Source organism: Tabrizicola sp. (assembly GCF_031377265.1).
Lineage (GTDB): Bacteria > Pseudomonadota > Alphaproteobacteria > Rhodobacterales > Rhodobacteraceae > JAUYQR01.
Window position 1 is genome coordinate 1 of the sequence record NZ_JANMET010000018.1, and the last position, 20,702, is coordinate 20,702.

18 protein-coding genes and 1 pseudogene are annotated in these 20,702 nt (G+C 64.0%); 4 read left to right on the forward strand and 15 right to left on the reverse strand.

From position 1 onward, the window contains the following. On the forward strand, positions 1-865 hold an 865-nt coding region (serS, locus tag RMO18_RS01125), incomplete at its 5' end, for a serine--tRNA ligase (RefSeq protein ID WP_309663393.1). A 172-nt stretch (positions 866-1,037) separates the two neighbouring features. After that, positions 1,038-1,748, forward strand: coding sequence for a hypothetical protein (locus RMO18_RS01130; RefSeq protein ID WP_309663394.1), 711 nt, complete (start codon positions 1,038-1,040; stop codon positions 1,746-1,748). Here RMO18_RS01130 and der read toward each other — a convergent pair. From der to RMO18_RS01155, 5 genes are all read right to left on the reverse strand, one after another. After that, positions 1,745-3,226: a ribosome biogenesis GTPase Der gene (gene der, locus RMO18_RS01135; protein ID WP_309663395.1), complete on the reverse strand. Its 1,482-nt coding sequence runs from the start codon at positions 3,224-3,226 to the stop codon at positions 1,745-1,747. The genes RMO18_RS01130 and der overlap by 4 nt on opposite strands. 48 nt (positions 3,227-3,274) lie before the next feature. Further along, the gene (locus RMO18_RS01140) at positions 3,275-4,627 is read right to left on the reverse strand and encodes a PQQ-binding-like beta-propeller repeat protein (protein ID WP_309663396.1); all 1,353 of its coding nucleotides are present in this window, start codon (positions 4,625-4,627) and stop codon (positions 3,275-3,277) included. Between the two features lie 72 nt (positions 4,628-4,699). Next, complete coding sequence (locus tag RMO18_RS01145; RefSeq protein ID WP_309663397.1) at positions 4,700-5,356, reverse strand: hypothetical protein; 657 nt, start codon at positions 5,354-5,356, stop codon at positions 4,700-4,702. 83 nt (positions 5,357-5,439) lie between these two features. After that, entirely contained in the window at positions 5,440-8,805 is a 3,366-nt protein-coding gene (locus tag RMO18_RS01150; protein ID WP_309663398.1) for a caspase family protein, read from the reverse strand. A gap of 107 nt (positions 8,806-8,912) precedes the next feature. Then, entirely contained in the window at positions 8,913-10,742 is a 1,830-nt protein-coding gene (locus RMO18_RS01155) for an ABC transporter ATP-binding protein/permease (protein WP_309663399.1), read from the reverse strand. A 93-nt stretch (positions 10,743-10,835) separates the two neighbouring features. On the opposite strand from RMO18_RS01155, the gene RMO18_RS01160 reads away from it, so the two are divergent. Continuing rightward, a complete protein-coding gene (locus tag RMO18_RS01160) occupies positions 10,836-11,177 on the forward strand; it encodes a metalloregulator ArsR/SmtB family transcription factor (protein WP_309663400.1) in 342 nt (113 codons plus the stop codon). Here RMO18_RS01160 and RMO18_RS01165 read toward each other — a convergent pair. Continuing rightward, entirely contained in the window at positions 11,174-12,544 is a 1,371-nt protein-coding gene (locus RMO18_RS01165; protein WP_309663401.1) for a LysM peptidoglycan-binding domain-containing protein, read from the reverse strand. The two genes, RMO18_RS01160 and RMO18_RS01165, sit on opposite strands and share 4 nt — an antisense overlap. Before the next feature lie 136 nt (positions 12,545-12,680). Between RMO18_RS01165 and RMO18_RS01170 the strand changes: the two genes are divergently transcribed. After that, complete coding sequence (locus RMO18_RS01170) at positions 12,681-13,238, forward strand: TIGR00730 family Rossman fold protein (protein WP_309663402.1); 558 nt, start codon at positions 12,681-12,683, stop codon at positions 13,236-13,238. Positions 13,239-13,281: 43 nt separating this feature from the next. Here the strand turns inward: RMO18_RS01170 and RMO18_RS01175 are convergent, their stop codons facing one another. From RMO18_RS01175 to RMO18_RS01215, 9 genes and pseudogenes are all read right to left on the reverse strand, one after another. Beyond that, a complete protein-coding gene (locus RMO18_RS01175) occupies positions 13,282-13,881 on the reverse strand; it encodes a superoxide dismutase (RefSeq protein ID WP_309663403.1) in 600 nt (199 codons plus the stop codon). Between the two features lie 117 nt (positions 13,882-13,998). Continuing rightward, the gene (locus RMO18_RS01180) at positions 13,999-14,430 is read right to left on the reverse strand and encodes a hypothetical protein (RefSeq protein WP_309663404.1); all 432 of its coding nucleotides are present in this window, start codon (positions 14,428-14,430) and stop codon (positions 13,999-14,001) included. A 78-nt stretch (positions 14,431-14,508) separates the two neighbouring features. Beyond that, entirely contained in the window at positions 14,509-14,913 is a 405-nt protein-coding gene (locus tag RMO18_RS01185) for a hypothetical protein (RefSeq protein ID WP_309663405.1), read from the reverse strand. A gap of 94 nt (positions 14,914-15,007) precedes the next feature. After that, positions 15,008-15,553, reverse strand: coding sequence for a sarcosine oxidase subunit gamma family protein (locus tag RMO18_RS01190; RefSeq protein WP_309663406.1), 546 nt, complete (start codon positions 15,551-15,553; stop codon positions 15,008-15,010). Continuing rightward, a complete protein-coding gene (locus RMO18_RS01195; RefSeq protein ID WP_309663407.1) occupies positions 15,546-18,554 on the reverse strand; it encodes a sarcosine oxidase subunit alpha family protein in 3,009 nt (1,002 codons plus the stop codon). Before RMO18_RS01195 ends, RMO18_RS01190 begins: the two co-directional genes overlap by 8 nt. Then, positions 18,551-18,874, reverse strand: a complete 324-nt coding sequence (locus RMO18_RS01200; protein ID WP_309663408.1) for a sarcosine oxidase subunit delta — start codon at positions 18,872-18,874, stop codon at positions 18,551-18,553. Before RMO18_RS01200 ends, RMO18_RS01195 begins: the two co-directional genes overlap by 4 nt. Positions 18,875-18,961: 87 nt before the next feature. Continuing rightward, a complete protein-coding gene (locus RMO18_RS01205) occupies positions 18,962-19,750 on the reverse strand; it encodes an FkbM family methyltransferase (protein WP_309663409.1) in 789 nt (262 codons plus the stop codon). Positions 19,751-19,794: 44 nt separating this feature from the next. Further along, positions 19,795-20,001: pseudogene (locus tag RMO18_RS01210) on the reverse strand (sarcosine oxidase subunit delta); the annotation flags it as partial. A gap of 75 nt (positions 20,002-20,076) precedes the next feature. Then, positions 20,077-20,505 carry a hypothetical protein gene (locus tag RMO18_RS01215; protein WP_309663410.1) on the reverse strand — a complete coding sequence of 143 codons (429 nt, stop codon included), beginning with the start codon at positions 20,503-20,505 and terminating at the stop codon, positions 20,077-20,079. Positions 20,506-20,702 lie beyond the last annotated feature (197 nt).

Consider the following 20,702-nt stretch of genomic DNA (forward strand, 5'->3'; position numbering starts at 1 on the left):
TGAGATTCCCGCCGCCGTTCCCGGCCTCGATTTCGAGACCGCAGCCAAACTCTCCGGCTCGCGGTTTGTGGTCCTGAAGGGCAGCATGGCCCGTCTCCACCGGGCTCTGGCGCAGTTCATGCTGGATACCCACGTCGAGGACCATGGGTTGGCGGAAACCTGGACGCCGGTGCTGGTGAAGGATGAGGCGATGTATGGCACCAACAACCTGCCAAAATTCGCCGAAGACAGCTATCAGACGACCAATGGGTGGTGGCTGATCCCTACGGCAGAGGTGACGCTGACCAACACCGTCTCTGGCGATATCCTTGACGAGGCAAGGCTGCCGATCCGGATGGCGGCCCATACCCAGTGCTTCCGCTCCGAAGCGGGCAGCGCGGGCAAGGACACCACCGGCATGTTGCGCCAGCACCAGTTCGAGAAGGTCGAGATGGTGACGATCTGCACGCCGGCGACAGCGCTGGCCGAACATGAGCGGATGACGAAATGCGCCGAGGCCATCCTGAAAAAGCTGGGCCTGCCTTACCGCACCATCATTTTGTGCACCGGGGATATGGGGTTCGGGGCGCAGAAGACGCACGACCTTGAGGTGTGGCTGCCGGGGCAGAACACCTACCGCGAGGTCAGCTCCGTCTCGACCTGCGGGACGTTTCAGGCGCGGCGGATGAATGCGCGGTTTCGGCCGGCGGGGGGCAAGCCGGAGTTTCTGGCCACCCTCAACGGGTCGGGGCTGGCGGTCGGGCGGTGCATGATCGCGGTTCTGGAAAATGGCCAGCAGGCGGACGGGTCGGTCGATTTGCCAGAGGTCCTGCACCCCTATCTGAGGGGGAAGACGCGGATTTCGGCGGAGGGTGGGCTGGTTTGAGCGGCGCCAGTCCGGCGTTGTCCACGCGTGGACAAGTGGGCCGTATCAATAGAATCAATGACTTGTGCCTTGTCGTTCAGGATTTGTTAATGCTTGGCGCGCTCGCGGCGCTGGTGACGCTGCGACCCAAAGGCTCTGGCGTCGCGGGCGGGTCTCTGCCACAACCAACCCCATGACCAAAACCCACACACCCGCCCTGATCCTGCTGCTGGCGACAATCGCCTTTGGCATCGCCCCGTTCGTCACACCGCCGTTCACCGGCTATGAGCCGAGCATGTTTCCAGTGCGGATCGAGCGGCCCTCGATCCAGCCCGCGGGCTATGCCTTTGCGATCTGGAGCGTGATCTACCTTTGGCTGATCGCCCATGCAGTCTTTGGGGTGTGGAAGCGCGCCACTGACCCCGCCTGGCAGGCGGTGCGGCTGCCGCTGACCGTGGCGGTGCTGGTCGGGGCGGTCTGGCTGGCGATTGCCGGATCAAGTGCTGTCTGGGGCACGGTCACGATCTGGGTGATGGCGGGTGCAGCGATTGCCGCGTTCCTGCGCGCCGATACCAATGTGGACCGTTGGATGCTGTCCGGCCCGACGGCGATCTTTGCGGGCTGGCTGTCGGCCGCGGCGGCGGTGTCTACCGGTGTGCTGATCGCGGGCTACGGCTGGCTGAGCGACACGCAATCAGCCGCCGCGATGCTGGCGCTGGTGCTGGTGATTGCGGTGACGGTGCAAATGCGACGCCCGCAGATGCCGGTGTACGGGCTGACGGTGATCTGGGCGCTGGCCGGTATCGTGGCGGTCAACTGGACGCCGAATCTGACCGTGGCCGCAATGGCCGGGTCAGGGATCGTCATCATGGTGCTGACCTTGCTTGCGACCCGGCGGGCCTAACGCTTCAGGCTTTCGCGGCCTTTGCCCTCGATGTGCTTGCGCAGGCGTGAGGGGGTGTGGAACTTCTGGTCCTTGAACGGGTTGGTCGAGGACTGGCTGCGGAAGAACAGCCGGATCGGCGTTCCCGGCATCTCAAAATGATCGCGCAAGCCATTGACAAGATAGCGCTTATAGCTTTCTGGCAGTTCATCCGGGCGTGAGCACATGATGACGAAACCGGGTGGCCGCGTTTTGACCTGGCTGATGTAGCGCAGCTTGATGCGGTGGCCGCCGGGGGCCGGTGGCGGGTGCGCCTGGGTCATCGCGCCAAGCCAGGTGTTCAGCCGCGCGGTGGTGATGCGGCGGTTCCAGACATCATGCGCCTTGCGGATCGCGTCGTGCAGGCGGTCAAGGCCACGCCCGGTTTTGGCCGACACGGTGACCAGCGGCGCGCCACGCAGCTGCGGCAGCAAGCGGTCAAACATCTCTTTCAGTTCAGCCAGCTTTTCCTGTTTTTCATCCTCAAGATCCCATTTGTTGACGGCAACCACCACGGCGCGGCCTTCGCTTTCGGCGAAATCGGCGATGCGCAGATCCTGCACTTCGAACGGAATCTCCACGTCCAGCAGCACCACGACAACTTCGGCAAAGCGCACGGCGCGGATGCCGTCGGAGACGCTGAGCTTTTCCAGTTTCTCGGTGATCCGGGCCTTTTTGCGCATGCCCGCGGTGTCGAAGATGCGGATCGGGGTATTCTGCCAATCGGTTTTCACCGAGATCGCATCCCGGGTGATGCCCGGCTCGGGGCCTGTCAGCAGGCGGTCATAGCCAAGGATCTTGTTGATAAGGGTGGATTTTCCGGCATTCGGGCGGCCGATCACCGCAATCTGCAGCGGCTTTTTCGTGGTCGGGTAGTGGGCGTTTTCTTCGGGTTCGACCTCGCCCTCTTCCTCGGTGATGTCGAGGTCGGTGAGCGGCATGTTTTCGGATTCACGCTCGGCAAACTCGCCTTCCAGCGGTTTCAGGATGCGGTAAAGATCGTCGATCCCTTCGCCATGTTCGGCCGACAGGCGCAGGGGTTCGCCAAGGCCAAGGCTCCACGCCTCCAGCGCGCCAGCGTCGCCTGCCTTGCCTTCGGACTTGTTGACGCCAACGATGACGCGGGCGCCCTTCTTGCGCAGGATATCGGCGAACACCTCGTCCGAGGAGGTGACGCCAACCCGGCCATCCAGCAGGAACAGGCAGACATCGGCCATTTCGACGGCGCGTTCGGTCAGGCGGCGCATGCGGCCCTGAAGGCTGTCGTCGGTGACTTCTTCAAGGCCAGCGGTGTCAATCACGGTAAAGCGCAGGTCGAACAGTTTTGCATCGCCCTCGCGCAGGTCGCGGGTGACGCCGGGCTGGTCATCGACCAGCGCAAGTTTGCGGCCTACGAGGCGGTTGAAAAGCGTTGACTTGCCCACATTCGGGCGGCCCACGATGGCGAGGGTAAAGCTCATGTCATGCGTCCGGGTATGGCGAAGCGCACCCCTTACACGGGATGGCGGCTAGCGGAAAGCGTGAAGTTGCCCGTTGGCGCCGACCACATAGAGAACGCCGCCCGCCACTGCCGGCTGGGCCGAAGCGCCACCGGGAATGTCGGTGGTGTAGGTGAGGCTGCCATCCTCGGGGTTGAAGGCGCGCAGAAGGCCGTCGGAGGACACCACCATGATGCGGCCACCCGCCAGAACCGGGCCGTAATGCGCGTAGATTCCCTTGCGTTTCTTCAGCTTTTCGGTGGTGAAATAAGGCATTTCGACCGACCAGATCACCGCGCCGGTTTCCGCGTCAAGCCGCACCAGACGCGCCTCGTCGTTCACAAGGAACACCGATCCGCCGACCAGCACCACGGGGCCAAGCGCGCCTTCGCCGGCCGACCAGATCCGTTCACCCGAGGAGGCGGACATCGCCACGGTGCGGCCCGCTCCGGTGCCTGCAACCAGAACTTTGCCGGAAATCACCGCGTCGCCGGTGATGTCGGGGGTGAAGGCAAAGGCCTTGCCCAGACGTTTGCCGGCCAGTGACGCCTGCCAGATCTTGGTGCCGCCGCCGATCTTGAGCACGGCCATCAGATCGCCGGCATTGGTCGGGAAAATCACCGCACGGTCGCCGACCGTGGGCGCGGCGGAGCCGAGGTAGCCGGCCTTGCCGGGGGTGCCGACGACCTGCCAGATCACCTTGCCGGTGCTGGCGTCGATGGCCCAGGCCGATCCGTCGCGGCCGCTGACATAGACCGCGTCGCCATCGGTGGCCGGGGCGCCGGTAGCTGGCGCGTCGACCCGCTGGCGCCACTGGACGGCCCCGGAAGCGGCGTCAAGCGCGACGACTTCGCCATACGTAGTGGTGACGAATACGCTGTTGCCCGCAGCGGCCAGACCGCCACCGGACAACCCGCCGCCCGCGTCGAAACCTGCGGTGAGGTCAACCGACCACAGCGTGGCACCGGCGGTCGAAGTGGCGGTGACGGCGGTGCCTGCGTCCATCGTGAATATCCGCCCGCCAGCCACCACCGGTGCTGCGGCAATGCGGTTCTTGCGGCTGCTGCCAGAGCCGATCTTCGCGCTCCAGATCCGGACGGGGGTGGCCGACAGGGCGGAGTGCGGCATCAGATGGCGGGCGTTGCCGGCGCGGTGGGTCCAGTCCGCAAGGTTGGTCTGGGCTGGCAGATCGATGGCCAGGCTCAGGTTTTCGGCGGCGGGGGCGGCGACCGGGGCCGGTTCGCCTTCGACGGGAAGGCTGTCTTCCAGCGGTTCGCGGACCGGGAAGCGTTCGCCCTGAAGGATCACCTCACGGTCGCCGCACGCAGCCAAAAGCGCCAGAAGCGCCGCACCTGCCATCAGCTTGATCTTGATGCCTGCCAATTGAAAAGACCCTTCTGTACGCCCGCCTACGCCCGTCTAAGCCAGCCTTCGGCCGCCCGAAACACCCAAGCCTCAGCCACCCGCCGTTTCGGGCGGTACGCCGCCCAGCGCCGTAATCACCTGACCGGCACGCGCCCGCAGCGCGCCCGACGCCTCTTGATCCTGCACCAACCCCGAGAGGAGCGCGATAGCGTCCTGCGGTTTCTTTTCTTCGATCAGCAGATAGGCCAGCTGTTCTTCGGCAAGGGGGCGATAGGGACGCCCGGCCACAGCAATGCTGTCCAGTGCCGTGCGGCGGTCTGCCAGGGGAATATCCGCCCCGCCGACCAGCACCCGCCGCAACACCGCCAGATCACGATAGCTGACTGGCAGGGTCGCGTCTGCGGCCACAGCTTCGAGCGCGGCAAGGGTCGAGGCCTTGTCTTCTTCGGGGTCGGAGGCGAGGATCAGCTGCAACAGGGCGGCCTGATCGCCGCTGGTCGGCACGGCCGCCAGCGCATCACGGCGTTCCTTGGACGAGCCAAGGTCAAGCGCATCCGTCACCGCATCGCCAAATGCTTCGGCCTGCGCTTCATTCCGGGATTTGGACCATTCGTTCCAAGCAGCGCCGCCAACCACGCCCAGCACCAGCACGATGCCGATCCAGCCATATTTGCGAAACACGCGAAACAGACGATCACGCCGGACCTCTTCGGTCACTTCGTCAATGAAACTTTCCGGGTTGCTCACAGGGCGTGCCTCTTTTTCCGTCTTTCCCCCGTCTTACAGGCAAAGCCGCCGGGTTGCCAAGCCCCGCGCCGCTTTGCGAGGTGTCAGAATTCCGCAGGCAGGCCCAAGGTCTTTCGGAAGGCGGCAATCCAGTCTTCATAGCCCTGCGGCAGGGTGCCTTGGGCGCGCATGTCAACGAGGATCGCCAGCGCCTCTTCGTTTTCGGCGCGACCATCGGCAAGCAGCACAGATTTCAGGTCAAGCGCCCTTACCACGTCTATCTTGTACCACGGATCGTCCGGGAAAGCGGCGGCCAGATCGCGCATCATCGTCAGGCTCTGATCCTGACTTGGCAGCGCGGTTTCGTAGTTTTCCTGCGCCGCCAGCATGCTGGCGACCCGTTCATAGCTGATCGCGAGATTGCGGTACCAGACAGCCGAGCTTGAGTCTTGCTGAACCAGCCAATCGCGCAGGTTGAGGCTGCCCTGATGGCTTTCCAGTGCTGCCGGAAGGTCGCCCAGCGCAAACTGCGCATCCCCCAGACGTTCCAGCGCGATCGACAGATCATTTGCCCAGACGGTGCTGTAGGGGTCGATATCGAGCAGCCGGTTGCCAACGGTCTGCATGTCCTGAAAGGCGCGCGCGGCGGCGGCTTGATCGTTCACCAGCACATAGGCGTCGCCAAGCCGGTTGAGGCTGACCAGCTTGTCATTAATATGGTCCGTTATGTCGGGCGCGATGGCCAACAGCCGGTCAGCGGTTTCAATCGATTGTTGCGCCACCTTGACCGCCTCGGGCCCGCGGCCAAGGTCAATCAGCGTTTTCGAATGCGCATTCTGCACGACGGACAGATCGCGCAGGGACAGCGTGTCTTGCGGCGCGGCGGCGGACAGTTGCGCGCGCAGCATCACCGCTTCGCCATAGAGCGGCTCCGCCTCAGCCAGACGGGACTGGGCGACATAGCAATCCGCGATCTTGATCAGCGAGAACGAGATGTCGCGGGTGTATTGCGGCACCGAGGGGTCAGCGCCAACCAGCGACCTGCGCAGGGCCAGCGCCTGTTGGTGCAGCACGACGGCGCCATCGTAATCGCCCAGCGCATATTTCACATCGCCGATCTTTTCGATCGCCACCCCGTAGTCGCGCTGGCGCGGCAGGTTTTGCGGATCAAGTGCCACGATCCCTTCGCGCAGAGCCTTGGAGCGTTCATGCGCGGCCATCGCCCCGGCCAGATCGTTCTGATCGTAAAGAATATCGCCGACACGTTCGTGGCTGACCGAAAGATCGCGCTGCCACAGCATGTTGGTCGGATCGAGCGCGGCCAGTTTCTCGCGGATCGCAAGCGCGGCTTGTTGCGCCAAGAGGGCGGATTCCTTGTCGCCGCGCGAGGAATTGATATCGCCGATCCTCTCGAACGTCACCGACAGATCGCGCTGGCGCAACTTGTTGTCAGGGTCGAGAGCCGCCAGTTCCTCGCGGATCGCCAGCGCCTGGCCATAGCGTTCAAGGCCGCCGTCAAAGTCGTTGTCGGCAATCAGCGTGTCGCCGATGCGTTCGTAACTGACTGAAAGGTCGCGGCGGATATCCTCGTCTGCGGGGAATTCGGCGGCGAGGGCGGCGGTGATTTCCAACGAGGTGGAAAAGGCGGCGCGCGCGCCTTCCTTGTCGCCGACCGCAACCAGAACATCGCCGATCCGTTCCTGGGTGTAGGAAATGTCGCGCTGGTAGGTGACGCTGGTCGGATCCCGCGCCAGCAGGGCTTCGGCGATCAGCAGGGCATCGCGGTGGGCCTGCAACGCGCCCTTGAAATCGTTCAGGGCAAAGCGGACCACGCCGACATTGTTGCGCGCCACCTGTTCGTCGCGCATCAGGTCGGGGTCATCGGGGGTGCTGCTGCCCTGCCATTGCGAAAACTCCAGCGCGCTGGAAAAAGCAGCTTCGGCTTCCTTGAGGTAGCCTTGCTGCTGCAGGACCGACCCGACGCTGTTCAGCGACCAGATCAGTTCGCGCACCCAGGCTACATCGGCGGGGTCCGCCTCCACCTGTTTTTGCGAGAAGGCGCTGCGTTTGCTGAACGATGCCAAGGCGCCCTTGGTGTTGCCAGCCACAAGTTGCAGATCGCCCAGTGTCGACAGGGCCTGCGTGAAGGCGAACCCGGTGTCACGGTCGAGCTCTTCGTTTTCAACCTCGGTGTACAGGGCGACGGCTTTGGACAGGTCCGAGATCGCCAGATCGTAGCGCAGGTCGGTGCGCGCGGCATTGGCGTTCAGCACATGGGTGGCGGCTTCGGAAATGGTGCGCGACAGATACGTCTCGCGGATCGAGGTGCGCGCAGAGGCGTCGATTTCGGCGGCTTCGGTCAGCAGGGCGCGGGCGGTGTCGAAGGCGCCAAGCGACAGCTGTTCCTCGGCCTGGCGGCGCAGATCGGCGACGCGGGGATCGTCGGATTGGAAGCGCTGCAGTTCGGACTGGAATTGTTCATAGGAATTCGCGGCCTCAAGCAGAAGGCGGGCGCGTTCATCAGGGGTCTGGTCACCCAGATCGGCGGACAGGAGCGCCGCGTACAATGGTGCCAGCGGCATGTTGCGGGCCAGCGCCAGTGCCTCCACCTCGGCGCGCAGGTCGGGGGTGAGGTCGGCCATGGCGATCAGCAGCTGATCGCGTTCGGGCAACACGCCCTCGCCGGTGATGAACACCAGTTCCGGCAAGCCGCTTTCGATGTAGGGCAACTGCTTGCCACGGCTGCGGTCGTAGACGTCTTGCTGCACAAGGGTCAGGGCGGTGCGAAGTTCCACGCCGGCGGTGCCGAAATGGCGGATGAGGGCGGCGGTGAACGGCGAGTTTTCCTCGGTGCCGTCGGAGGCCGTCTCGTTCGGGGAGGCGGCGAAGGCGAACAGCACGCCGTCGGCGCGGCCGATCCGGCCCAACCCCGGCTTTGGCGTGGCGGCAGTTGGCGGGTCGTCGTCAAGGGCTGCGGCGGTGCGGTCGCCTTCTGTGCCAGTACCGCTGCCGGAGAAGGGATCATCGCGGCAGGCATCCAGCAGCACGATGGACACCGGAGCCACGTCGCGCAGCACGTCCTGAAGTTCCGACAGGGGCAGTGCGGTTTCCACCAGCTTTGCCGCAGAACTTGCGTCGGCGTCGGTGGGCAGCAGGTAATTCACCCCGTCCAGCGCCACCCCGTGCCCGGCAAAGAACACCAGCGCCACATCGGCCCCGGCCCCGTCCTGGCGAAAATCGTCCAGCGCGCGGCGCATCCGGCGCAGATCGCGGTCGGTTTCCACGAAAACCTCGAAATCAAGGTTTTCAAGCAAGGCTTCCATCGCGCGGGCATCGTTGTCGGGGTTGGTAAGCGGGCGGATCAGCTTGTAATTTTCGGCGGCGAGCACAAGGGCAACGCGCCGCTCTGCCGCCGCAGCGGTTGCCAGGCCGACCCAAAGCAACACAACAAGACCAACGCGCCGCAGCATCGCGCCACTCCCTGCAGGATGCGATCACTTTGGCCAAACCTGACCGGTTGGTCAAAGGAAAAAGCCTGTCATCTTCGGCAGTTCACGCGGCTGCGATGGAGCCGACGTCAGGCAGCCTCCTGCTCTTCCTCAGAAGTCTGGCGTTCCCACATCGCGGCATAGCGCCCTTGCCGCGCCAGCAGCTCGTCATGGCGACCCTGTTCGACGATCTGGCCCGCCTCTAGCACGATGATCTGGTCGGCGTCGGCGATGGTGGACAGGCGGTGCGCGATGGTGATCACGCTGCGGCCCTGCCCCATTTCGCGCAAGCTGTCCTGGATCGACCGTTCGGTCTGGGTGTCGAGCGCACTGGTGGCTTCGTCCAGAATGAGGATCGGCGGGTTCTTGAGAAGGGTGCGCGCAATGCCGACGCGCTGCTTTTCGCCGCCCGACAGTTTCAGCCCGCGTTCGCCCACCGTTGTCTCATAGCCGTCAGGCAGACTGACGATGAAATCGTGGATCTTGGCAGCCTTTGCCGCGGTTTCCACTTCGTCCCTTGTGGCATCGTGGCGACCGTAGGCAATGTTGTAATAGACCGTGTCGTTGAACAGCACGGTGTCTTGCGGCACCACGCCAATGGCTGCGTGCAGCGAGTTTTGCGTCACATCGCGGATGTCCTGACCGTCGATCATGATGGCCCCGTCCGCGATGTCATAAAAGCGGAACAACAGCCGCCCGATGGTGGATTTGCCCGAGCCGGAGGTGCCGACCAAGGCAATCCGCTGGCCCGGCTTTACCCGAAAGCTGATGCCTTTCAGGATCTCACGCTCGGGCTCGTAGTTGAAGGTCACGCTGTCGAACACGACTTCGCCACCGCGCACCACCAGATCGGGCGCACCGACGGCGTCTTTCACTTCGGCGGGCTGGCCGAGCAAGCCGAACATCTGGCCCATGTCCACCAGCGCCTGCCGGATTTCGCGGTAAACCGTGCCCAGAAAATTCAGCGGCATGGTGATCTGGATCATGTAGGCGTTGACCATGACGAAATCGCCGACCGTCAGAATGCCTTGCTGGACGCCACGCGCGCTCATCGCCATCACGGTGATCAGGCCCGTCGTAATCAGCGCGCTTTGCCCGATGTTCAGCAGGCTGAGCGACAGGCCGGTCTTGACGGCGGCCGTTTCGTAGCGTTGCATCGCACCGTCGTAACGCCGCGCTTCCCAGCCTTCGGCGTTGAAATACTTGACAGTTTCAAAGTTGAGCAGACTGTCGATGGCCTTCTGGTTGGCATCGGTATCCTGATCGTTCATTTCGCGGCGAAGCTGGACCCGCCATTCGGTGACCCGGAAAGTGAAGGCCACGTAAAGCGTGATCGTCACCATCACCACGGCAGCATACTGCCAGCCGAACACCAGCGCGAAGATTATCGAAACCATTGCCAGTTCAAGGATCAGCGGGCCGATGGAAAACAACATGAACCGCAGCAGGAAATCGACGCCTTTGACCCCACGCTCGATCACCCGGCTCAGGCCGCCGGTCTTGCGCGTGATGTGATAGCGCATCGACAGCTGGTGAATATGGGTGAACGTCTCGATCGCCAGCTGGCGGATGGCGCGCTGGCCGACACGCACAAAGACGGCGTCGCGCATTTCGCCGAACGCAATCGTACCCAGCCGCGCCAGACCGTAGGCAACTGTCAGCCCGATTGCCCCAAGCCCCAGAAGCGTGCCGCCCTCCGGCGTGTCACCGCCCAGATTGTCGACCGCAAGCTTGTACAGCCAGGGGGTGGTGACGGAAACCAGCTTGGCCGCGACGAGGAGCAGCAGGGCAAAGATCACCCTGCGCTTTACCCAAGGCTGATCCTTGGGCCACAGGTAGGGCAGAACCCGCCGGATGGTTTGCATGCCGGAAGCCGGGGCTTCGGGGGCATCGGCAGAGGTCGCAGTCGAACGGCGCATTCCTTGGTCCTTGTGTGCGATCCGCAGAACACCGGTTGATTGCAGGCGCGGGATCGGCTATCAATATTTCAATAGTTCGTGAGTAGTTGAACAATGGATCGAAGTAAAGTCCTCTTGGCCCTTTCGGCGCTGGCGCATGAGACGCGGCTCGATCTTGTCCGTTTGCTTATGCGCAGCGGGGATGACGGCATGGCTGCGGGGGATATAGCGCGGTCTTTGGGATTGTCCGCATCGCGCCTGTCGTTTCACCTTGCGGCAATGGAGCAGGCCGGATTGATCCGGTCGCGCAAGGCAGCGCGCAACGTGATTTACTGCGTTGATGCCACGGGCCTTGGGCGGACGATTTCCTATCTGCTGAACGATTGCTGCATGGATCACCCCGAAGTGGTGGCCGCCTGTGCCTGCGCGGGACCCCGGATGGTTTCTGCCGTCTAGTTGCCCGATGCGGCCGGAATCGCGAAGACCTGACCGGGGAAGATCATGTCGGGGTCCTTGATCTTGTCCTTGTTGGCCTCGAACACCTGCACATACATCACACCCGTCCCGAAGTTTTCTTCGGCAATGCGCCACAGGGTGAAGCCGGGCTGAACCGTGACGGTGACCGGTGCTGCCGGGGGTGGGGCGACGGGTTCTGCAACCTTGGCCACTTCGGTTGAGGCAATTTCGTCGGGTTGGGCAGGCTTGACCTCGGGCGCCTCGGTCGTGGCGGCGGTGCTGGCGACCGCTTCGCCTTCGGCTGCGTCTTCTGCCAGCGGTTCGGGGGTGGTTGCTTCGGGGGCAACCTCGGTCACCCGGGGCTCTTGCGAGGCTTCGGCGGCGACGGCTTTGGCCGGCGGTTCCGTAGGCGCGGGTTCGGCTGCGGTGACGGCGGCGAGGGCCTCAAGCGTTTCACGCTTGAACGGTGTTTCGAACCGCGACGTGACATTGCCCGCATCATCGACCTGGTCCACCCGCAGCGTGTAGATGCCCGGTGCGGTGTCGTTCAGGGTGCTGAGCCACGAACCGGTGTCGGGCACCAGCACGGTCTGGATCTGCGCATTGTCGAGATAGATCCGCAAGAACGCCCCGGCCTGCGCCCGCCCGCCAAGCTGCACGGCGCCAGCGGCCGTGTAGGCAATGGTATCAAGCGAGACGTTGGCCACAACCACCGGGTCAACGGCAACGGGCTCTTGCAGGACCACCGCCCCTTCGTCGGTCAAGAGGATTGCGGCGGGGGCGGTCGGTTGCTCCACCTCCGCTGGCGCCTCGTCGGTGGCAGCTGCGGGGGCGGCGGCTGCCACGTCGGCCAGCTTTGGCCCCGCGATCGCGGTAAGGGCGACGGTCTGGTCGGACGGCACGATCGCACCATCCGGCAGCGTCATTGTCAGCGACATCAGGCTGGGCTGGTCATTCGGCGGCAAGGTGAAAAGGGCGGCGAATTCGCCGGAACCGGCGGCCTCCACCTCGATCACGGGGGTGCCGTCGACCAGGACCGCGACCTTGGCACCTGGCGCTGCAAGGCCGGACACAACCGCCTCGCCATCGGTGGCAACGCGCCAGTTGTCGAACACCGGTGCCATTGGTTCGGACGGGGCTTCGGCAACCGCGGCTGGCTGGACCGCTTCCTTGGCGGGATCGGCGGGGGCTGGCGCCGTGGCAGACGGGTCGGCGGGCGCTTCGACAACCGTTTCGGCCGGAACCTGCACTGGCGCGCCACCTTGCGACAACTGCCAGCCGATGTAGCCCAGGGCAGAAACACCCACCGCGCCCAAAACCACGATGGTGGCGCGTCCACCTGCACCCAGCGCATCCCAAGCCGACATTCGTTCCCCCCAACATCATCCGCCCGACCCAAAGCTGTTCGATCTTGTCGCCTGATCACGCTGTCCGGGGCCGTGCTTTCCTTACCGCCAAGAATCTCTATATCAAGCGGCAACGCAACATGTTTCAGGCACGCCCATGACCTTGCAATCGATCTGCGTCTTTTGCGGCGCAAAATCCGGGTCCCGGCCCGTCTATGCCGAAACCGCGCGCATCGTGGGTGCGGCCATCGCCGCAAACGGCTGGCGGCTGGTTTACGGCGCGGGCGACGTGGGGATCATGGGCGAGGTCGCGCGCGCGGCGATTTCGGCGGGGGCGACAACTTTGGGGGTGATCCCGAAGCATCTGATGGCGCGCGAATTGGGCAAGCGCGACCTGACCACCCTCGTCATCACCGAAGACATGCATGAACGCAAAAAGGTGATGTTCATGAATTCGGATGCCATCGTCGTGCTGCCCGGCGGCGCGGGATCGCTGGACGAATTCTTTGAAGTGCTGACCTGGGCGCAGATCGGGCTGCATCGAAAGCCGATCATTTTGCTGGATACCGACGGATACTGGCAACCGTTGATCGCCCTGCTGACCCATATCGTCGGGCAGGGCTTTGCGGATGCGTCGGTCTTGGCGCTGTTTCAGACCGTTGCCACGCCGGATGAACTGACCGCTGCGCTGCGCGAGGCGCTTGGCGGGAACTGAACGGGCCGCCACACCGCTGGTGCGACGGCCCGATGCGCAGACGTTACAGGCGCGACGCGACGGCTTCCCAGTTCACCAGTTTGTCGAGGAAGTTGGTCAGGTAAGCCGGACGCTTGTTACGGAAATCGATGTAGTAGGAATGTTCCCACACATCGCAGCCCAGAAGGGCGGTCTGGCCAAAGCACAGCGGGTTCACGCCATTTTCGGTCTTGGTGACCTTCAGCGCGCCACCCGCATCCTTCACCAGCCAAGCCCAGCCAGAGCCAAACTGACCGGCCCCTGCGGCGGAGAAGTCTTCCTTGAACTTGGCCACCGAACCGAAAGCCTCGATCAGCGCCTTTTCAAGGGCACCCGGCATCGCCTTGCCGCCCGGCCCCATCATTTCCCAGAATTGCGCATGGTTCCAATGCTGGCTGGCGTTGTTGAAGACGCCAGATTGCGCCACGGCGGTCTTGTTGTAGGTGCCGACGATGATCTCTTCGACCGACTTGTTCTCCCACTCGGTGCCGGCAATCAGCTTGTTGCCATTGTCGACATAGGCCTTGTGGTGGATGTCATGGTGGTATTCCAGCGTCTCTTTCGACATGCCAAGCGAGGCCAGCGCGTCGTGGGCGTATGGAAGGTCTGGCAGGGTGAAAGCCATGGGGTGTCTCCTGTTGGACGGTGGATTGATACAGGGAATAAGGGGGCATTGGCCTGGAAGGTCAAGGCCAAGCGGCGCGAAGCGCCCGATAATCCCGAGAGAGCGGCGGGTCGCAGCCTAGTCGTTGAGGGTGCAGACCCCGGTTGCCGCGTTCTGGCGATTATGGGCCGCGTCTGGTACCAGGATCCGGGCAGACCTGTCAGCCTTTTGGACGGTCAGCCTGACGATCAGGTGGGCATTTCTGAAGCTTGGTTCCTTCGGATCAGGCTTCACGTCCTGGACTTCCCAAACAAAGGTGATGCGGCGCGCATTATCGGTATCAACCTTGCCAAAGACTGTGTCGCGGCCGGTTTTCCGGATCACCGCGTCACTGGCGACCACCCGTCCAAATGAATCATATTCAACCCGCACAGTCGGCGCGATGTAGTACGGCGCGTTTCCGTCGGTAAGTTCACAATCATAGGTTTTTGCCAGACCCAAACTGGGCGCCAAAGCGATCACCAACGCGACGGGGCAAGCCAGCGCCGGGCAAAATCTGACAAGAGGCATCAAGGGCTCCGCGTGGGATGGAACATCAAACTGTATGGGTGGCGAGAGCCGGTCAATCGGGAGGCTGCACCGAAGCCGTCAGACCTTCTTGCATTTGCCACGCGCCTCAAAACCGCCGCCGTAACCGCCACCGGGCGTCGCCGATACGGTGATCGAGTTGTCCGACTTGAAGACCGCTGCCCGGAACTGCATCTTGGTGACCTGACCGGATTGGGAGGTGGTCAGCACAGTCCAGGTGAATACGGTTTTCTTCGCGGTATTGTCGGACAGCTTCGCCGGAACCGGGCCACCGTGGAAGTACTGGATCAGAGAATCAACCGCGACCGCAGTGCCCTCGGCTTCGTTGTAGTCGAGAATGTATCTCTCGGTTACGTAGCCGCCAGAGCTTTCACTGGGCTTCAGCGTGCAATCCAGCGTCACCGCTTGTGCCTGGCCCGCCAGTAGGCTCGCGGCGAAAAGCCCGGCCAATTTCAAAACTTGCATGTTTATCATCCTCATACCCTCATCGGTAAGGATGCGCATTGCATCATCATTTTGGTCAAGTCAGGACCGCTGCGTCATTTGATCACAGTGGCAGTCACACCTCGCTGCCCGGCATGGCGGAATGTGTCAGCAGGCCCATCACATAGCCCGCAACCGACCGGAAGCACACGAGGGTGAAGCCGCCGTCCTGCTGCCAGAAGGCGCAAGCGACCTGGGCCGCGCGGCTGCGGCGCAGTTCTGCGGGCTCCAGTCTGGCGAAATCGACCGGCGACAGTTTGCGCAGCACGTCAGCCGCCTGTGGCCCCTCGATCCGGAACACGGCGCGGGCATCGGAAACATCGACCGCCAGATGATGTTCGCCCTTCAGGGCCTTGGCGATGGCAGCCAGCGCCGAGGTAACCTTGGCATAGGGCAGCACCAGCAGGTATTCATCCGGGCTCATCCAGCCACAGGCGCTGTCGCCGGCGATCTCGATCCGGCGCTGGGTGGGAAGCTTGGTGCCGACGGCCGCTTTTACCGCCTTGTCCAGACCCTTCACGCCTTTGGCGCGCAGGGTGATCATGCCGATCGGCCCGATCTCGTGGACCGCCGCGAAGCCTTTGATACGCGCGCCACCAAGGGCGGAAACCGGATCAGACATTCTGCTTTTCCCCGTCCTTGTCATAAAACACCGCATTGGCGACGCGGGCCTTTACGGTGCCATTGGTGACCGTGTTGAATTCCACCACTTCGCCCATCCGCGCCGGACCATGGCGCAACAGGCCCATGGCGATGCCGCGTTTCAGGGTGGGCGAATAGTAGGTCGAGGTGACGCGGCCCTGAACATTGCGCTGGCCATTGGCGTTGTGGCCCTCCTCGATGATGTAGGCACCATCAGGGATCACCGAGCCATCAAGCGTCTCAAAGCCTACCAGTTTCCAGCGGTCGGGGCTGGCAAGATAGGTCCGGGCCTGACCACGTTTGCCAAGGTAATCGGCCTTCTTTTTCGAAATCGCCCAGTCGAGGCCCAGATCCTGCGGGATCACCGTACCGTCCGTTTCATCGCCGATCATGATGAAGCCCTTTTCGGCGCGCATCACATGCAGCGCTTCGGTGCCGTAGGGCATGGCGCCAAGGGATGCGCCCGCCGTGTGGCACGCGTCCCAGAACGCCGCGCCGTGGCTGGCGGGCACGGCGATTTCATAGCTAAGCTCGCCGGAAAAGCTGATCCGGTAGACCCGCACCGGAAAGCCGCCCAAGGAGCCGTCGGCCCATTGCATGAAGGGCAGCGTTTCCTTGGATACATCCATCCCGCCAAGGGCTTCGAGCAGTTTGCGGGCGTTCGGGCCGACCACGGCGATTTGCGCGTATTGTTCGGTCACGTTGGCAGTGTAGACTTGCCAATCCCACCATTCGCATTGCAGCCAGTCTTCCATCCAGGCGTGAATACGGTCGGCCCCGCCCGAGGTGGTGTGGCACAGGAAGGTGTCTTCGTCGATCCGCGCCACCACGCCATCATCGGACAGGAAGCCCTGCTCGTTGCACATCAAGCCGTAGCGGCATTTGCCCACCGGCAGGGTGCTCATCACGCCGGTGTACAGCATGTCGAGGAAGCGGCCTGCATCCGGCCCCTTGACGATGATCTTGCCAAGGGTCGAGGCGTCCAGCAGGCCAAGGGCGCTGCGGGTGTTCAGAACTTCGCGGTGCACGGCCTGTTCGTGGGTTTCGCCGGCGCGGGGGAAGCAATAGGGCCGCCGCCACAAACCCACCGGTTCAAAGTGGGCCCCATGCGTGTCATGCCAGGCATGCATCGGCGTCCGGCGCAGGGGTTGGAAAATCTCGCCGCGCGCCTCGCCAGCCAGGGTGCCCAGCGTGACAGGGGTGTAGGGTGGCCGGAAGGTGGTGGTGCCAACGGCCGGAATCTCTTCATTCAAACTGTCAGCCAGCACGGCGAGTCCGTTGATATTGCTGAGCTTACCCTGATCTGTTGCCATCCCAAGCGTGGTGTAACGCTTGGTATGTTCGACGCTTTGATAGCCTTCGCGGGCGGCAAGCTGCACGTCCGATACCTTCACGTCATTCTGGTAATCCAGCCACATCTTTGACTTCAGCATCACCGGTGCGCCCTGTGGCATGATCCACGACGGCTCCAGCGCCGCCTCAGCCTGCGCTTCGGCGGTGGCGGGCTTGCCCTTGACCTTGAGACCGGCAAGGCGCAGCGCTTCGGTCGCAGATTTGGCCGCATCGGCCATCGCCTCGGCTGCCGTCAGCGCGCCGTTGGCGGCGCCGGCCGCGATCACCATCGGGGTGCCGTCATGGGTGATCGGTGCGCGCGTGGCATCGGGACGGAACATCGCACGGCCTGCGTCCCAGATCAGTTTGCCGCCACAATGGCTCCACAGATGCACAACCGGGGACCAGCCGCCCGACATGGCCACGGCGTCACAAGCGATGTCTTCCAGCACCGCCCCTTCGCCGGCCTGCAGGCCGATGGATATGCCGGTGACGCGCTTGCCGCCCTTGACCTTGACGATGGCGCGTCCGGCCAGGATGCGGATGCCCAGTTCGCGGGCGCGGGTGGGCAGATCGCCGGTAACATCGGCGCGCACATCGATGATGGCCGGAACCTCCAGCCCTGCCGATTTCAATGCAATCGCGGTACGATAGGCATCGTCGTTGTTGGTGACAACGACGGTGCGGTCACCGGGGCTGACGGCGTAGTTTTCCACGTAGTCGCGCACCGCACCGGCCAGCATCACACCCGGCAGGTCATTTCCGGCAAATGACAGGGGGCGCTCGATTGCGCCGGTGGCGGTGACGATGCGCGCCGCCCTGATCCGCCACAGGCGCTGTTTTGGCCGCCCGTCGCCGGGGCTGGCGTCGCCAATCCGTTCGTCTGCCAGCACATAGCCGTGGTCATAGACCCCTGCCCCGGTGCAGCGGGTGCGGATGGTCACGTTGTCGCGGCCTTTGAGAGTGGTCTCGGCGGCGGCGATCCAGACGGCGGCGGGCTGGCCGTCGATCACGTCACCGTCCACCGGCGCCCGCCCGCCAAGGGCCGGGGCCTGTTCCAGCACCATCACCCGCGCCCCGCCAGCCGAGGCCAGCAATGCCACCTGCAACCCCGCGATACCGCCGCCGACAACCAGCACATCGCAGAAAGCATAGGTATGTTCGTAGCGATCCGCGTCGGCTTCGCGCGGGGCTTTGCCAAGCCCGGCGGAGCGCCGGATGATCGGTTCAAACACGTGTTTCCAGAACGGGCGCGGATGGATGAAGGTCTTGTAGTAAAAGCCCGCCGGCAGGAACCGCGCCATCGCGTTGTTGATCACGCCGACATCGAATTCAAGGCTGGGCCAGTGGTTCTGGCTGGCAGCCTGCAGCCCGTCGAACAGTTCGGTCGTGGTGGCGCGCTGGTTCGGTTCCAGCCGGTCACCGGACCCGAGGTTCATCAACGCGTTCGGCTCTTCGGGGCCGGAAGCCACGATGCCGCGCGGGCGGTGATACTTGAAGCTGCGGCCGACCAGCATCTGGTCGTTGGCAAGCAGCGCCGAGGCCAGCGTATCCCCGGCAAAGCCGCGCATGCGCTTGCCGTTGAAGGAAAATTCCACCGCCGAAGTTCTGTCGATCAGGCGGCCGCCTCGGGCCAGACGCGTGCTCATTCGAAGCCCTTCCAGTCAGGCCTGCGGGCCGTGATCTTTGCGATGATGTCGGGCGGTGGCGCGCCGGTCTGGGCTGGGTAGGTGCCGAACACCTCCAACGTCGCGGTGCACCGCGCGGCAAGGAACCATTTGCCGCAACCGTAGCTGTGCCGCCAGCGCTCGAAATGCACGCCTTTGGGGTTCTTGCGGGCGAACATGTAGGCCTCGAACTCTTCGGCGCTGGCATCGGGGCCGAAGCGTTTCAGATGCGCTTCATAGCCGGGAGAAAGCTCCGTCTCGTCAGCCATCACCCCGCAATAGGGGCATTCGAGGATCAGCATCGGGGCACCCCTGAGCTTGCGCCGGACGACGCATGTGATTGGAAGACGCATGGCGCAGTGACGAGCCGGTGCGATAGTGGTGGCGGTTCAGGCGTCGGATGTGGCATCGACGTCCTCCTCCTGGCCAACGCGCTTGCCAAAGAAGGTCAGCAGGTCTTCGAGCGGCACCCGCAGTCCGCCGGGATGCATACCCACCAGATCATCGCCAATCCGGAACACCAGCAGGCCCGCCGCCTCAAGCGCCGCGACATAGGCGGGTTCGTGCGGCAGGCTGGCGCCCGTGCAATGGACGATCACGGCGGTCGCACCCAGATCGGCCAGCGCAAAGCTGGACAGCACGTCAAGTTCATGCCCGCCGGCGTTGATCGCCACCACATCCACCCGGTCGATGCCAAGCTCGCGCAGCACCGTGTCCATGCGCAAGAGCGGCACATCGGTCGGGGTCACGTCGTCGGGTGTGGCGTCAGGCAGTGCGGCCCGTGCGGCGGCTTCGATCCGCTCGCGGGTCAGGCTGGCGGCCAGATGAAGCTTGCGCGGGTAGCGGGGTGCCGCCGTTTCGGGCACCGCATAGATCGGCTGCGTGCCCGCGTGCGAGGCGATGCCAAGGTTCAGCACCGCGACCCGCTCGCTGTCCTTGTGCAAGGTGGCCAGTGCTGCGAAATGCGCCGGATGCGGTTCGATCAGCAATCCCGACCAGCCGTCACTGGCAAAACGCGCCCGGAACGGGTCATTGGTCTGCCCGTCCCGCGCGCCGACCTGAAGCACGAACACCCGCCCGGCCAACCTGTCGTGCACGCCGTTCAGCACCATCGTCTGCAGCGGTGCAAGCAGCTTGCCCGGCCGTCTGGGGGCAAAAAGTCCCAAGCTCTGCGTCATCGGCGCCCACCTTGGCGGGTGACGCGCCGGGCAAGGCTGTGGTCGGCGGAGAGGACCCTTTTGCCGCAGCCGTCGTCGTGACGCCAGCGTTCAAAGGGCACGCCTTTGGGGTTTTTGCGCGCGAACATGTGGGCCGCGAATTCCTCGGGCGAGGAGCCGGGGCCGAAGCGCTTTAGATGCGCCTTGTAGCGGCGGGAGAGTTCGGTTTCCTCGGCTTTGATGCCGCAGTAGGGGCATTCAAGGGTCAGCACGGGCGGCCTCCGGAAATGACGAAGGCGGACACCCAGGGGTGCCCGCCGACGACGGTGGTCAGAAGGGGCGCGGCCTTAGGGGTTGGCTGGGGCCAGTGGCGCTGGATCGGGCGTAGGCGCGACGGGATCAGCCGCGCCAGTGTCGGGTGCAGGGGCTGGGTCTGCCGGGGCAGCGTCTGGAACAGGTGCAGGCGCGGGCGCGGGGTCTGCGGCCGGGGTGTTGTTGTTTTCAATCGACACCGAGGGCGCCGTGTCGCCGGTGGTGTTGCTGCCGATGCGGTCGCCAAAGACGACATAGGCAAGGATGGCGATGACGACAAAGACGCCAGCCACCAGCATGCCAGTGCCGAGACCGCCGCCAGAGTCGACGGCGCGGCCTGCGGGGGCTTGGACATGGATGTTGGTGCGGGTGTATTCGTCGCGCGCAGCACCGGGGGCAACGCCGGCTGTGGTGCCAACTGTTCCGGGTGTGACGGGGCGCGGCGGTATGTTGGGATCTGACATGTGACTGTCTCCTGTAGATTTATCTCTACAGCGACAACGCCGCCTGACCGGGATTGGTTCCGGATTCCCATCAATGCGCCACCCCCGCCGCCACCGACTCATCAATGAACCGGCCTTCCTTGAAGCGCCACATGTTGAAAGCCTCCGCCAGCGGGCTGGGCCATGGCCGAACTGATGGCCAAGGGCGAACCAGGCCC

What these genes read in the sequence shown, in the direction of transcription:
- RMO18_RS01150 (WP_309663398.1), bottom strand. Translation starts at nt 8,805, where the DNA reads ATGCTGCGGCGCGTTGGTCTTGTTGTGTTGCTTTGGGTCGGCCTGGCA.
- RMO18_RS01175 (WP_309663403.1), bottom strand. Translation starts at nt 13,881, where the DNA reads ATGGCTTTCACCCTGCCAGACCTTCCATACGCCCACGACGCGCTGGCC.
- RMO18_RS01190 (WP_309663406.1), bottom strand. Translation starts at nt 15,553, where the DNA reads ATGTCTGATCCGGTTTCCGCCCTTGGTGGCGCGCGTATCAAAGGCTTC.
- RMO18_RS01155 (WP_309663399.1), bottom strand. Translation starts at nt 10,742, where the DNA reads ATGCGCCGTTCGACTGCGACCTCTGCCGATGCCCCCGAAGCCCCGGCT.
- RMO18_RS01130 (WP_309663394.1), top strand. Translation starts at nt 1,038, where the DNA reads ATGACCAAAACCCACACACCCGCCCTGATCCTGCTGCTGGCGACAATC.
- RMO18_RS01160 (WP_309663400.1), top strand. Translation starts at nt 10,836, where the DNA reads ATGGATCGAAGTAAAGTCCTCTTGGCCCTTTCGGCGCTGGCGCATGAG.
- RMO18_RS01200 (WP_309663408.1), bottom strand. Translation starts at nt 18,874, where the DNA reads ATGCTGATCCTCGAATGCCCCTATTGCGGGGTGATGGCTGACGAGACG.
- RMO18_RS01205 (WP_309663409.1), bottom strand. Translation starts at nt 19,750, where the DNA reads ATGACGCAGAGCTTGGGACTTTTTGCCCCCAGACGGCCGGGCAAGCTG.
- RMO18_RS01180 (WP_309663404.1), bottom strand. Translation starts at nt 14,430, where the DNA reads ATGCCTCTTGTCAGATTTTGCCCGGCGCTGGCTTGCCCCGTCGCGTTG.
- der (WP_309663395.1), bottom strand. Translation starts at nt 3,226, where the DNA reads ATGAGCTTTACCCTCGCCATCGTGGGCCGCCCGAATGTGGGCAAGTCA.
- RMO18_RS01165 (WP_309663401.1), bottom strand. Translation starts at nt 12,544, where the DNA reads ATGTCGGCTTGGGATGCGCTGGGTGCAGGTGGACGCGCCACCATCGTG.
- RMO18_RS01195 (WP_309663407.1), bottom strand. Translation starts at nt 18,554, where the DNA reads ATGAGCACGCGTCTGGCCCGAGGCGGCCGCCTGATCGACAGAACTTCG.
- RMO18_RS01170 (WP_309663402.1), top strand. Translation starts at nt 12,681, where the DNA reads ATGACCTTGCAATCGATCTGCGTCTTTTGCGGCGCAAAATCCGGGTCC.
- RMO18_RS01215 (WP_309663410.1), bottom strand. Translation starts at nt 20,505, where the DNA reads ATGTCAGATCCCAACATACCGCCGCGCCCCGTCACACCCGGAACAGTT.
- RMO18_RS01185 (WP_309663405.1), bottom strand. Translation starts at nt 14,913, where the DNA reads ATGCAAGTTTTGAAATTGGCCGGGCTTTTCGCCGCGAGCCTACTGGCG.